13 protein-coding genes are annotated in these 13837 nt (G+C 42.9%); 5 read left to right on the forward strand and 8 right to left on the reverse strand.

The genetic code is table 11. The features are described 5' to 3' along the window. Positions 1-25: 25 nt before the first annotated feature. A complete protein-coding gene (locus tag CWB80_RS07075; protein ID WP_138600254.1) occupies positions 26-1177 on the reverse strand; it encodes a hypothetical protein in 1152 nt (383 codons plus the stop codon). Between the two features lie 127 nt (positions 1178-1304). Here CWB80_RS07075 and CWB80_RS07080 point away from each other — a divergent pair, with 127 nt between their 5' ends. Further along, positions 1305-1769, forward strand: coding sequence for a MarR family winged helix-turn-helix transcriptional regulator (locus CWB80_RS07080; protein WP_054554315.1), 465 nt, complete (start codon positions 1305-1307; stop codon positions 1767-1769). A gap of 86 nt (positions 1770-1855) precedes the next feature. Continuing rightward, positions 1856-2605 (forward strand): RIO1 family regulatory kinase/ATPase domain-containing protein, encoded by a 750-nt coding sequence (locus tag CWB80_RS07085; protein WP_138600256.1) that lies wholly within the window; start codon positions 1856-1858, stop codon positions 2603-2605. Positions 2606-2637: 32 nt separating this feature from the next. Here the strand turns inward: CWB80_RS07085 and CWB80_RS23090 are convergent, their stop codons facing one another. The 7 genes from CWB80_RS23090 to CWB80_RS07120 all read right to left on the reverse strand — a co-directional run bounded on the left by CWB80_RS23090 (position 2638) and on the right by CWB80_RS07120 (position 8809). Beyond that, complete coding sequence (locus CWB80_RS23090; protein ID WP_138600258.1) at positions 2638-4050, reverse strand: family 43 glycosylhydrolase; 1413 nt, start codon at positions 4048-4050, stop codon at positions 2638-2640. Between the two features lie 249 nt (positions 4051-4299). Then, positions 4300-4770: a PA2404 family protein gene (locus CWB80_RS07095; RefSeq protein WP_054554318.1), complete on the reverse strand. Its 471-nt coding sequence runs from the start codon at positions 4768-4770 to the stop codon at positions 4300-4302. Beyond that, entirely contained in the window at positions 4770-5921 is a 1152-nt protein-coding gene (locus CWB80_RS07100; RefSeq protein WP_138600260.1) for a PepSY-associated TM helix domain-containing protein, read from the reverse strand. The genes CWB80_RS07095 and CWB80_RS07100 overlap by 1 nt, the downstream gene beginning before the upstream one ends. A 100-nt stretch (positions 5922-6021) precedes the next feature. After that, positions 6022-6861, reverse strand: a complete 840-nt coding sequence (locus CWB80_RS07105) for a mechanosensitive ion channel family protein (RefSeq protein WP_054554320.1) — start codon at positions 6859-6861, stop codon at positions 6022-6024. Between the two features lie 33 nt (positions 6862-6894). Next, positions 6895-7605 carry an LrgB family protein gene (locus CWB80_RS07110; RefSeq protein WP_054554321.1) on the reverse strand — a complete coding sequence of 237 codons (711 nt, stop codon included), beginning with the start codon at positions 7603-7605 and terminating at the stop codon, positions 6895-6897. Continuing rightward, entirely contained in the window at positions 7595-7948 is a 354-nt protein-coding gene (locus tag CWB80_RS07115) for a CidA/LrgA family protein (RefSeq protein ID WP_138600262.1), read from the reverse strand. The genes CWB80_RS07110 and CWB80_RS07115 overlap by 11 nt, the downstream gene beginning before the upstream one ends. Positions 7949-8017: 69 nt before the next feature. Further along, positions 8018-8809, reverse strand: a complete 792-nt coding sequence (locus tag CWB80_RS07120; protein ID WP_138600264.1) for a crotonase/enoyl-CoA hydratase family protein — start codon at positions 8807-8809, stop codon at positions 8018-8020. 258 nt (positions 8810-9067) lie between these two features. Between CWB80_RS07120 and CWB80_RS07125 the strand changes: the two genes are divergently transcribed. From CWB80_RS07125 to CWB80_RS07135, 3 genes are all read left to right on the forward strand, one after another. Next, positions 9068-10270, forward strand: coding sequence for an efflux RND transporter periplasmic adaptor subunit (locus tag CWB80_RS07125; RefSeq protein WP_228482648.1), 1203 nt, complete (start codon positions 9068-9070; stop codon positions 10268-10270). Positions 10271-10279: 9 nt separating this feature from the next. Further along, positions 10280-13393, forward strand: coding sequence for an efflux RND transporter permease subunit (locus CWB80_RS07130; RefSeq protein WP_138600266.1), 3114 nt, complete (start codon positions 10280-10282; stop codon positions 13391-13393). A 118-nt stretch (positions 13394-13511) separates the two neighbouring features. Further along, positions 13512-13832 carry an HI1450 family dsDNA-mimic protein gene (locus CWB80_RS07135; protein WP_054554325.1) on the forward strand — a complete coding sequence of 107 codons (321 nt, stop codon included), beginning with the start codon at positions 13512-13514 and terminating at the stop codon, positions 13830-13832. Positions 13833-13837: the final 5 nt, after the last annotated feature.

Below are 13837 nucleotides of genomic sequence, written 5' to 3' on the forward strand. Positions count from 1 at the left end.
TAGGTTTATAACTTTAGCTGAAATATCAGCGATTAACAGCCAGTTGCTTTGTTTGTATTACCACATCCATAAAGCGGCGCTGCCAAATGGCCTTAAAGGCTTTGTTAAATAGGTATAAAAAAATTAGCGGCATTAATAACAGCTTTAAAATCAGTAGAGACAAGATATTCAAAAAGTCGATAAATAAGTCTTCGACGGCTGCCACCATGTTGCTAATGCCAGAGCTAACGGTATCGATAATTTTACTCACCTGCGACGATTGGTCTTGATTGAGTGATGCATTTAAGTTTTCTAGTTGTTCGTTTAAGGCGTCTTTGTCTAGGTTTAGCTGTCTTTGTTGGTTCAGTACCGCATTAAACTGCGCTGTTAATTGCTGCTTTTTATCAAGTAATGGCTTGGCTTGTTCAAGCTCAGTAAAGGTCAGTCGCTCAGACAAGCTGCGAGTTGCTTGAATCGCTTCTATTTGGTTATCGACCTCTGTTAGCTTAACTTTGAGTTCTGTCGCTTGCTGGTGGTTCTTAATCTGCTGCTCATTTAATAGCGAGAGCTTGTCGAAGATGGTTTGTTTTTCACTATCGACCTCGGCCTTTAGCTTGGCAGATATGGCCGAGGTATTATTTGCACTGCTATTCACTGTCTCGACTTTCTCGCTCACCAGCTCACTTTGCTGGTTAATTTGCTCATCTAAGAATATCTGGCTGACGAGGCCTGTTGTCAGCACCACCGCAGGCACTAAAAAGCGAATTAAAATCAGGCTCGCCATAATCTTATGACGTAAGTTAGGTAAATAGTTACGCCATTCACAAATAAAGTAAGCGACGACCGAAACAGTAAAAATACCACTAAAAATAACCCCAGAAGAAATGGTGTATAAAATGCGCTGTAAAAATAACGAGCCTATTGCAAGGCGCATAGCATCCGACATGTATTCAGCTAGGTCATTTACTGGGTCGAGTAGTTGTGCAGGTTGAATACTGGCAATACCAATGCCCACTTCGGCTGATTGCAATAGCGATATAGCAGCATTAACTGTACGAGATGAAGCATACACTAGGGTTGATTGTACAAGGGCGCTGTCGATAAAGCGCATAATGAAATGGTTATAATGCTCTAGCCAACAAAGAAGTAGCAGTATTGTAAGAGATAAATACTTGATAATATGTTGTTTAGTTAGCATAACGCCCCCGACAGTTAATACGCTTCTTCACGCTACACTATTCATAGCCGTTGAAGCAATCTAATAGGATTGAATTATTTTGCCGATTAACTGTCTATGAATTGCTATTCATCGCTTTAGAGGAAATATGAAAGAACCTGCATCAATTGGCCAGTGCTGTATTGAAGATTTAGATCCCGTGCAAGACTTAGGTCGCTTAGTCTCTTATTTACGTTCAAATCTGGTGACTCATCTTGATAATGCGTTAGAGGATAAAGAGCTAACCTCGGCTCAGTACATCGTGGTTGTGCTACTTGCACGCGGTAAAGTAAATACCTTGGCTGAGCTTTGTGAGCACATGGTGTATGACCGTGGTGCCATGAGTCGATTACTTTCTCGTTTAGAAGACAAGGGCTTAGTTGCTAAGAAGCAGTCAGTTGAAGATCGCCGTTCAACTCTTTTATGCCTCACAGAAAAAGGCCAACAGCTCTACCCGGAAATTTTACCCACTGTAAATGATATCTATCGCAAAGCACTCACAGGCTTCTCTGATGATGAGCAAAAGCAACTCGCAAGCTTACTGTTTAGAGCAATTCATAATTTAAAAGCATAAATTTCTCTAAGCGGTACATTGTCGCTGTAGATGCATTTTGATAATATAGTTGCCTAGGCATTTAATTTTAACAAGTCCGGGTTGTTATGTTTGAATCATCTTTGCTTGCGCAGCTTCACGCTCAATTTCCAGCTCATCAATTTAGCACAGAAGGTTTGTCGGTTGTTCACACAGGCCGCTTTGCCAATGCCATTGTTTATCGTTATAAAGACGCGCAATTTGATCTAATTATTAAAGACTTTCAGCACAGCCCGTGGTGGGTGAGAAAAACCATCGCGCCGCTATTTATCAATCAAGAGTACAAGGGGCTGGCACGCCTGCAAGACGTAGACGGAGTGGTCGATAACTTTTGTCGTTTGTCATCAATTGCCATCGCTTATGATTTTATTGAAGGCACGCCACTTCGCCAGCTTGCCTTGCAACAGCAGCATTTACCGGGTGATTTCTTTAAAGAGTTTGAGCGTTTGGTAGCAAAAATGCATCGCCGCGGGGTGGTGCATCTGGATTTACGTAATTTGGGAAATGTGATTTGTTCAAAAGATGGCAAGCCTTATATTATTGATTTTCAGTCAGCGATTCGCTTTGCACGCTTTCCGCGCTGGTTACAGCGTTTTATGCGTGGTGCCGATATGAGTGGGGTTTATAAGGCGTGGCAGAAGTTAGCCAAAGACTCGTTACCGCAAGCAAAGGCGGATTATTTGCATGACTTTAATCATGTGCGTAAGCGTTGGATTTTTAAAGGTTATCCGATTCAACGTGCCTATTTGTGGTGTAGCGGAGCAGTTACTCAGATTCTTAATTCTGAATTTGTTCGCAGTATATTAGATAGATTGTAAAAAGCGCGCTTGCACGCGCTTAGTGGGGAGAACTAGTATTTAGGCCAACCGTTTGCATCCCAATTCAGGGTGCTGATGAGCAATTTAGGGGTGCCATTGTCACCTGCATCATAGGCATGACGAACAATCACATCGGTATTTAAAATGTCTTGTCCCCCTGGACCTACCCATTGGCTGTTACCCGCATCTAGAATGCTACCGCCGCTAGCTAGCATGTCGGTGCCATTTTTATCTAGGTATGGACCGCGAATGTCACTAGAGCGACCATACGCAATGCGGTATGTGCTATTCGTACCATCACAGCATTTGCCAACTGAAACAAACAAATAGTAATAGCCTTGGCGATACACTATGGTAGGCGCTTCGATGCCACCAGAGCGACTTGCTAAAGAGTAGATTTGACCAAATGGTTTCATGGTCATTGGGTTAATACGTGTTAGTTTAATACCCGAATTCCATGAACCAAAGGCAAGCCAAGGTGCACCATCTTTTGCCACCACAAGATCAGGGTCAATGGCGTTATAATTATTGCTATTGGTCGTGTTAATGACTAAACCATCATCACGCCAATCACCGGCTGCCACACTACTTGCTGAGGTAAGGCCAATAGCGCTAACACGTGAACCAAAGGTCGAAATCGAATAATAAAGCCAGCTACGACCATTGTAGCTTTTTAATTCAGGCGCCCAGACATCAATTCCATCATGATCTGGCACATAGTTGCTCCACCAGCTTAAACCATTTGAGAAAATCGGTTGCGCATCATTCCAATCTACACCGTTACTTGAATATTTACCGTAGATACCAGGGCCTGTTTGAAAAACCCACCAAGTGTCATTTTCATAGCCAAGGGTTGGATCGTGGGTGACTAAATTACCTGTAAGTGGCCAGTGATCTGCTGCGCCATTGGTTGTGGATGGATCCCAAGGGGTTGATTCAACATTAGCAAGCTTGGTTAGCTGCCACTGCTGTGCATCGCTGCCGTTGTAGCTCCACTGGCTAATATTCGCGCCATCGTTGCCATTAAAAGCATAAAGGTCGAGTGCCTTGCCACTGTGATCGTTAATGAAGCTGTAATAGCCGCTACCTTCATCATTAATTTGCCAGTGTTGGCTGGCAAGATTAGCGTACTCATATTGCACCACATTTCCGCCATCGGCGGTCGAGAAGTCAAACACCTCTAGGGCTTTACCACTATTTAAGTTAATAACCGAATAGTTGCTGCCACCTATGTTGGTGATTAACCAGCGCTGGGTGTCGTGATTAGTGTCAGCCCACTGACTAACATTCGCACCATCGTTGGTTTGCGCGCTGGCTACTTCAAGAAATTTAGCACTGTACTTTGATTTAATGGTGTATACGCCATTATCAATCGCATAAGCATTGGGCAGTATGAGTGTTGTTGCCAAGCTGAGTGCAGCTAGGGCTTTTTTTGAAAGTATCATTGTGTCTCCAAATCATTGTTATTGAGCTTTCCTTGTGTGTTCTGCTCCTTGGATGAGTTTTGATCAACACCAATTAATTAAGAGTAATGGTGCAAATGAAAACTATTTATAATACTTTATTATATTATTACCTCTGTAAAGATGAACGGTAAAAATAATTAACAAAATTTTTACCTTTAACTGTTTTGGAAGGGACTTTAGTGTTTAGCTGAGATACAAAAAAGCCACTCAGTGAGTGGCTTTCGAATGTTATTGAGTAATAAACTGGCTGGGAATATCCCATTTGAGGGTATGCAGTTGGCCTTGCCAAGTTTGGATGGTGATCCACAGTTTATCATCTGCTGATATGGTTTTAGGAGCTATTGCGTGGGCGTGCTGACCATGATTGGTGCCATGCATTATGCCTTCTTCATCTTTAGCAAACTCCGTTAGTGCTAAAGGCGCTTGGCCAATATTTAAATACGCCTGTCGAACATTGCTTATGTCACCTTGATTAAAGGCGATAAAGAAATCCTTCACATACTCATTGTGGTGTGAGTACGGGGCATCTTCATTTAGCGGCATCGGGGCGATTTTAAATTCGCCCGCTTGTTGCTCTTGCCAAAGTGCAGGAAACTGAGGGTTTAATGACTGATAAATAAACCATACAGGTAAAGCCAGTACCACAGCATGTAAAACATACTTTTTACGTTGCCACCAAGTTGCTTGTAAACGAGCCATTAGTTTGCCTCCTGAACGTTATTCACTGGCGCTGATTGGCGCGCTTTTACAGGTTTGTTATTTACTAATTTTGCGGCGTACATCATAAAACCAGTGATCGACATACCACTTAAAATCAAACCAAAGATAAACCAAATAACCTTTGTCCACAGACCGCCAATATTACCGTAATGCAGCGGATCGGCGATATGCGAAAGGGTGAGTAATCCCGACATGGTTTCTGGGCTTTTACTTGCTGCAATTTCACCCGTCCAAGGATTGATTGAAGTTGAGTAAGCGTAGTTATCGTAGAAAATAGTATCGCCACTGCCCATGATATTAAACATGCCGCGGTTATGCTCTGGCAGCATCACATAACTAGGTTTGAAATCTGGGAATTTCTCTTTGGTAATAGTCAGTGCCGCTTTTAAATCGGTTGGCGGTGTTTGTTTATTCGCAGGCAAAGTTGAAACCGCCACGAGCGGTGCATGCTCTTCTATGTCTATTTCGTTATGCCACATGATGGCTTGCACTAAATACCACAGGCCTGTGAGTGCCATTACTGCCATAAACCAAATTGACCAAACGCCACTTAGGGTATGTAAATCTTTTAGGAAGGTTTTTTTGCCTTGGTTAAAACGTAGTTTTGGCTGACTAAATGCTCGCCAAAAGTTTTTATAAATCACTAAGCCTGTTACTAGTGCACCTAAAATAACAAAAGCCATGGCGCTGACAAGATAGTAACCTACGCTGTAACCCTCTTGCCAAGGGAAGAATAGCCAGCCGTGCAGGGTACGCATAAATTCAATGAATGAGATCGTTTCATTAACCGCTTGTACTTCGCCAGTGTATTGATTGACGTAAGCCACAGCGTAAGGTTTGTCGGTATCAGTGAAAATAACCGCATTTACCAAGTAAGGCTCATAATTGAGTACACTCATTACATCGGCAGTCGGGTAGGCTTTTTCAACGCTATTAATAACTTGATCAACACCAAGTGCTGGTAAATCATTTGGGTTGTTTGCACGTGCTTCACTGTTGGTCAGCCAAGTAAGCTCATGGCTTATCACAGATACAGTGCCTGTGACGCAAATAAAGCAAAATAGCACCCATACTGGGAGCGAAAACCAACCATGTAGTTGGAACCAAAGACGTTTACTCATGGTAAAAATAGCCCGACGTTAATTGATGATAGTAATTGTTATCATTTAAATTGTACTACAATCTTTTGAGTAAACACAATCTCTGTCGACGAGCTGCAAAAAAGGCGCTTTAAGCGCCTTTATCATTAGTTTGGTTGAGGGTAACAATTCGTTGTGGGAAAGGTATTTCGATATCCGCCTCTTGAATTACTTTAAATACATTGCGGTTCACCGCTAATTTAGTCTCAATAATTTTGGTGGTTGGCACCCAAAAGCGATAGCTCAAGGTAACACCGCTCTCAGCAAAGCGCTCGATACCGACTTGTGCATGAGGAGAATCACTAACTAGCTCATGATCGTTTAGCACCTTTTCGATAAGCTCAATTGCAAGGTCTGCATTGGCATCATAAGCGATGTCTATTTCACCTTTAACTAACGAATAGCTAAACGAGTTATGTATAATTTCGCCAACAATATGTTTGTTAGGAATGGTGATTTCGACTTTTTCTTCGTTAATCAGAATAGTGTGACCAAGTTCAATGGTTTTAACTTGCCCACTGACGCCTTTTACTTCGATGGTATCGCCAACAACAAATGGCCTTGTTGCAATGATAGCAAGGCCCGCACCGTAGTTTGAAAGCATGCCTTGCATTGCTAAACCAGCACCTAAAGATGCGGCACCAATGGCAGCGACAAATGGGGTCACGCTAATGCCAATTTTGCCAAGGGCAATAACTAAGAACATAATGATCAGCAATACTTTGATGACATTGCTGACAAAGTTGGTGAGGGTAATATCGATATTGTGACGCTGCATGAGGCCAGCAACCATGTTCGATACTTTTTGCGCAATCCATAGGCCAATAAATAGAATTAAGATAGCACCTAAAATTTGCATACTGTAGGTGACCAAATATTCCATAATCAGATTGTAGTATTTTTCGACTTGCTGAATTTCTGAGTCAATCATGTGTTTTCCTAACAAGGTTACTGCGAATTCTGACTATACCAGAACATGCTGAATAACAGGATAGAGTATCGGCACTATTATCGCGCTGAGAAGCGCACTTAATGCCATCGCCACAGAGGCAAAGGCACCGGCTTTTGGCTGATCACTAATCAGTGATGCTGTGCCAATGGCATGGCAAGCAGTACCAATAGCAACACCTTTTGCTTGGGCATTGCGAATATTTATCAGCGAGAAAATCAAATTACCAAATATTGCCCCAAGTACGCCAATAAAAATCACCATGGCTGCCGCTAAAGAAGGTATGCCGCCTAGCGACTCTGTTACTAACAAGGTGATGGGGGTTGTTACAGATAAACTTGCTAAAGATGCGCTTAACTGTGCTGGGGCTGCAAAAAAATAACAAATAAGCGACGCGACAAAGGTGGCATTGATCACCCCTAAACTACAACTTATGAGAATTAGCAGCAGGTTCTTTTTGACATGGATAAATTGCTGATAAAGCGGTAAAGCCAATGCCACAATGGCAGGCTCAAGCAACCAGCTTAGAACTTTACTGTGCTCGGCAAAAGGCTCATAGGGGAGCTTCAGTGCCACTAACAACGCTGCAATTAACACAATTGCCCAGCACACAGGGTTACTAAGCGCTTTAACAGTGGCGTGCTGGGTTTTCGTGTTTAAAAATCGCAGTACTAAGAAAAGTACAATAATAAGCGGGACGCTGAGCCACCATAAACTAACTGTCATTTTCACGGCCCTTAAAATAGGCGATAACAGCGCCTATGATTAAAACACTACTCAGTGGCACGACTATAAAAATAGTCAGTAATAAAGGCCAGTTCTGTGAAATTAAACCCAGATGTTCAATAATACCAACCCCTGCAGGGATGAAAAACAACGGCATGTAATTAAGTAAAGGGCTGGCTGTTGGTTTTAAATGCTGTTCTTTAACGAGGCCTGTTAACAGTAGCACGAGCAGTAACACCATACCGAGTAATGGAGCAGGGAATGAGCTTTCAAGCAAAGTCGTTAAAAACTTGGCAACGGCTAAGCAGGTAAGAATAATAACGCTACTGATAAGGTATTTCATAAGTCAGGATAATTGCGAATAAAGTACAATTACATCATACCCTTGTCAGTTGTACTATGCGACTTTAGCTTACCATGATTTGGCATTATTAAACTTGATATCCTCTGCGCCTTTCGCTTTTGCTATCGCTTTTTTAGTATTTGGATTCATCAGTAAGCGAATTTGACTCCAGGTTTCTTTAGCGAGAATCTTGCGCTGCTGTGAGCGAAAGCTTTGCTGTGTGATTCGTTTAATTGCAGCAAGGGTATCCGGCGAGCGCGCCATGAGGGTTTCTAGTACGGCATTGGTTTGTTTATCAACGTCATCAGTAAGTTGTGTAACTAAGCCATATTCTTTAGCGTCTTCAGCCGAGACAGGCCCTGCATGACTTGCCAACCAAAGTGCTTGGTCACGCTTCATTAAACCAGCAAGCACCACGTTAGCCCCCATATCAGGGCACAAGCCCCACCGGGCTTCCATGATCGCTAATTTAGCGTTTTTATCGACGATGCGATAATCAGCGCCGAGTGCGATTTGCATACCGCCACCAAAGCAGTGTCCGGTTACTTTTGCAATCACCGGAATACTTAAGTCTTGCCAACCTAGCACCACTTTTTGCGCTAGATTTTGGTTTCCTGGTAACCATTTGAATAAAAGTTTAATGATATTACTCGGCTTTTTCATCACCGCAGCAACATCCAGTCCAGAGCAAAAGTGTTCGCCTTCGCCAGAGATAACCACCGCACGTAAGCTGCGATCACGTTTAATTTTTTTGATTACGTTTGAAAGCTCGACAAACATGGCAAAACTCAGCGCATTTTGTTTCTCTGGACGAGCAAGGCTAACCCATGCGACTTGTTGTTTTATTTCTAGTTTTATCATGGTAACTCCTCTGACCTGTTTGCTAGAGCTTACGAGTTAATTACAACTAAGTAAAGAATTGCTGATGTGTCGCAAGGAATCATTAAATTTTCCAAAAATGGGTAACCTTGTCATATATTTAGTTACAAATTGGTGTATATTTTTAAAACAAAGGTGCTAGTTCGCAGCTAGCTTTGTTTTGTGATTAGTTAGATACTTTCGCAAAATCTCATGACACGACTAGACTTAGTTTTAAGTCGCGCTACTAGGAGTAAATATATGCTGATGGGCAAAACAGCTCGCATAACTAAACAATCATCTCGTTCCTTGGCTTTTGCTGCAATTTCTGTCGCATTAACAACTACATTAGTTGGCTGTTCAGATGATAAAGCACAACAACAAACTACGCCGCCACCGGCCGTATCAGTATTTAATGTCGTCACACAGGAAGTTGGTAATTACCGAGAGTTTGTCGCGCGTACTGAAGCATTCCAAGAGGTTGCGATTAGAGCCCGAGTTGAGGGGGAACTCATTGAACGCCACTTTAATGAAGGCTCATCGGTTGAGAAAGATCAGCTTTTATTACGTATTGACCCATCTGAGTATCGCTCAACTGTTGCAGAAGTTGAAGCTGATTTAAAAAGTAAAATTGCCGCAGCGGGCGCCGCTGAAAGAGATTTAAAACGTGGTAAAGATGTGGCTGCGCAAGGTTTTATTTCACAATCAGACCTCGATAAACTCACCACAAATTTTGAACAGGCTACAGCAGCTGTAAAAGCCGCGGAAGCTGAGCTTGAAAAAGCAAAACTTAATTTAAGCTATACTGAGATACGCGCACCGTTTGCAGGGCGCATCGGTAAAGTGAACTATGATGTGGGTAATATTGTTGGGCCATCATCCAATGAGCTTGCAGAGCTGACCGATGTTGACCCAATTTATGTAAGTTTTCAGGTTGAAGAAGCTGACTACATCTCTTATCGCCAAAATAATCAAGCACCTTCAGATAAAGACCCTCGTGATGTGCCTATCGACTTAACTTTGCGTTTACCAAACAACTCAACTTTTGCTGATAAAGGCGAACTTGATTTTGCAGATACCAAAATTAACCGCAATACAGGCACGGTTGAGCTAAGAGCCGCTTTTGATAACCCTGATGGCATCGTTATGCCGGGTCTATTCGTCACTTTAATCGTTGAAAGTACGAATAAACAAGACTTGGCACTCATTCCTCAAGTTGCAGTGCAAGAAAACCAGCAAGGAAAGTTTGTACTCGTTGTTGATGACGAAAATAAAGTGGCTATGCGGATTGTTAAGCTGGGTCGTCGTATTAATGCAATGTGGGTGGTTGAGTCTGGTTTAGAGGCGGGTGAAAAAGTCATTATTGAAGGTTTACAAAAGGTACGCCAAGGCGCTGAAGTGAAAGCTGTTGAAAAAAATGTCGATGAAACAACCGGCACTATTTCTAGCAAAGCTAACTCTTAGGAGTGAGATATGATCAGTAAAACCTTTATATCTCGCCCAAAATTTGCCTTGGTAATTTCGATTGTTATTACCATTGCGGGTTTAATTTCAATGGCCTTGCTGCCAGTGAATATGTACCCGCAAATAACCCCTCCGCAAGTACAAATTAGTGCCAATTACCCGGGTGCAAGTGCGCAAATTGTTGAAGAGTCGGTGATCCGGCCCATAGAAGAGCAAGTTAATGGCGTTGAAGATATGATGTATATCGAATCAACATCGTCGAATAACGGCACGGCCAACATAACTGTTTACTTTAAAGTCGGTACAGACACAGATATAGCCCAAGTTAACGTACAAAACCGTGTGGCACTTGCTGAAGCAGGGTTACCTGAAGAAGTTAAACGCCAAGGTGTATCGGTTAAGAAAAAGTCGAGTTCGATGCTTCTCGGTATCAACCTGTACTCTAATCAAGAAAATATCGACGCTATTTTCTTAAGTAACTATGCAACCAATTACTTAACCGAGCCACTTGGCCGTATTAATGGGGTTGCCTCTGCTGAAGTAATGGGGGAGCAAACCTATTCAATGCGCTTGTGGTTACGCCCAGATCGAATGGCATCTTTAGGTTTAACTGTGTCAGAAGTTCAAGCGGCACTGCAAGAGCAAAATACCATCGTAGCCGCGGGTAAGCTGGGTGCTGCACCCTCAGCACCGAGTCAGCAATTTGAGTATTCGATTCAGGCTAAAGGGCGCTTAAAAACCCCTGAAGAGTTTGGCCAAACCATTATCCGCTCGAGCAAAGATGGTAACTTTGTGCGCTTAAATGATATTGCCCGTATTGAATTAGGTGCAGCAAGCTACAGCACAACAGCAAAATTAAACCAGCAAGACACTGCATTCATCGTTATTTATCAGCTTACAGAAGCGAATGCGACGCAAGTAGCTGCTGATGTAAAAGCCCGTATGGCTGAGCTGGCTAAACAGCTACCTGATGGTGTTGAGTACTCAATTCCTTATGACACCACAGAGTTCATCAATCGCTCGATTGATGAAGTGGTCGTCACCCTTGTCCAAGCGGTTGGCTTGGTTATTTTAGTGGTATTTTTATTCTTACAAAATTGGCGCGCTACGCTCATTCCAACGGTGGCTATTCCGGTATCTTTGGTGGGGACTTTCGCGTTTATGATGATGATGGATTACTCCATCAACTTAATCACCTTGTTTGGTTTAGTACTTGCAATAGGTATCGTGGTCGATGATGCCATTATCGTTATTGAAAACGTTGAGCGAATACTAAAAGAAGAAAAGCTGCCAATTAAAGAAGCGGTTACCAAAGCGATGGAGCAGGTATCGGGGCCAATCGTGGCAACGACCTTAGTATTGCTTGCGGTGTTTGTGCCAGTAGGCTTTATGCCGGGAATAACCGGGGAGCTTTATAAACAGTTCTCGGTGACGATTTCATTTGCGGTACTCATTTCTTCTTTAAACGCACTGACATTAAGCCCTGCATTGTGTGCTTTATTGTTAAATGAAAAAGCCATGAAGCCGATTAAGTGGTTAGCCCCATTCGAAAATATCATTACTCGTTCGACCAATGGCTACAGTAAAGTTATTAACTTTATCCTCAAACGTACCGCGAGAATGGCATTGTTTGCGGTGGTTATTTTTGCGGCTGCAGGTTGGCTAGTAAAAACAGTGCCTACAGGCTTTGTACCAGCAGAAGACCAAGGCTTTCTTTTTGTTGATGTGCAATTACCAGATGCGGCAGCTAGCGGTCGTACCCAAGATGTAATGCATAAGCTGGGCGAGATTGTAAAAAATGAACCAGCGGCAACTGACTTTATTGCGGTTTCTGGCTTTTCATTACTCGGTGGTGCGGGTTCTAATAATGCGCTTGGTATTGTGGTACTCAAGGATTGGGAAGAGCGTACCAGCCCAGAGCTTGGCTTACGTGCAGTACTTACGCGCCTGATGGGGCAGTTTTGGGCGATGCCAGATGCGCAAATCATGGCCTTTAATCCGCCTTCAATACCTGGACTTGGCACAAGCGCAGGCTTTGAGTTTAGGTTACAAGACAGTGAAGGACGCGAGCCTGCTGAACTTGCACAAGTGTTAAATGGCTTAATTTATGAAGCGAACCAGCGTCCAGAGCTGTCAAATGTTTACAGTACATTTAGAGCAAATGTGCCACAGTATTTCCTTGAAATTGACCGTAATAAGGCAAAAGCTCAAGGGGTGGCGCTTAGCGATATTTTCTTAACCTTGCAGGCGCAACTTGGCTCGTTATACATAAATGACTTTAACCAATTTAGCCGTACTTACCGCGTTATCATGCAGGCGGAAAGCCGTTTTCGTCAAAACCCAGCAGACTTACAGTACTACTATGTACGTAATGATGAGGGAGCAATGGTGCCGCTCACTACATTGGCTAAGCTGGAGCCAATTTTAGGCCCTACAAGCTTAACGCACTTTAACTTATATCGTAGTGCAAGCATTAGCGGACAACCTGCAGCGGGTTATGCCAGTGGTGATGCCATTAAAGCAATGCAAGAGCTAGCTGAGCAATTACCTACAGGCTATGTGTATGAGTGGGCTGGGCAGTCTAAACAAGAGATTGAAGCGGGTAATATGGCGCCAATCTTATTTGGCTTAGCGGTGGTATTCGTGTATCTATTCTTGGTTGCGCAATACGAAAGCTGGACAATTCCGTTTTCGGTCATTGCAGCGGTACCGTTGGCGTTATTTGGTGCCATGCTTGCGCTGTATGTGATTGGTATGGAAAACAACATCTATGCGCAGGTTGGTTTAGTGCTACTGATTGGCCTATCCACCAAAACCGCTATTTTGATTGTTGAATTTGCTATGGAAGAGCGTGCGGCAGGTAAAAGTATTTTTGAAGCGGCTCTTAATGCGGCAAGATTACGCTTTAGGGCTGTATTGATGACGGCATTGTCGTTTGTACTTGGCGTATTACCGCTGGTGTTTGCAAGTGGCGCAGGGGCTGGCAGTCGAATATCGCTCGGTATTACCGTGTTATTCGGGATGTTAGCTGCAACCATTTTTGGCACCTTACTTGTTCCGCTATTTTATACGCTCGTGCAATCAATGCGCGAAAAGATAAAAGGCACAGCAAGTGCGGAATAAAATCTGTTATTAATTACAAAAAAGTCAGGGCAACCTGGCTTTTTTTTTGGTAAAACTCAAAAGAGGTTTGTTATCATAGCCAGATTCAAAGCGATACACATGTGCAGAGGTTTAAGGAATGGCTGGTCCACGCTTATACAGTGAAGAAGAAGTAACTCATCAGGCTTATGATATCTTTTTAGAATTAGCGCCTGATAATTTAAGCGAGCAAGATATTGCTGATTTTAACGAGCACAGAGAAGAGCTTGGCTTTATTGAAGAAGGTGAGCCTGACGAGCAGTGGCAAGATTTTGTTGCACTAGAAATTGAACCTGAGCTATTTGTGCAAGTCTTAGTAGGACTTGAATTCGACAATCAAGATATCTTGTTTGCGAAAATTTTAATTAGCCGAGACAAAGATGCACCGTTTTGCCACATTCTTTGGAAAGATAGCGAATAACTCTC

Origin of the sequence: Pseudoalteromonas sp. S1650 (genome assembly GCF_005887195.1) — a bacterium.
GTDB lineage: Bacteria > Pseudomonadota > Gammaproteobacteria > Enterobacterales > Alteromonadaceae > Pseudoalteromonas > Pseudoalteromonas simplex.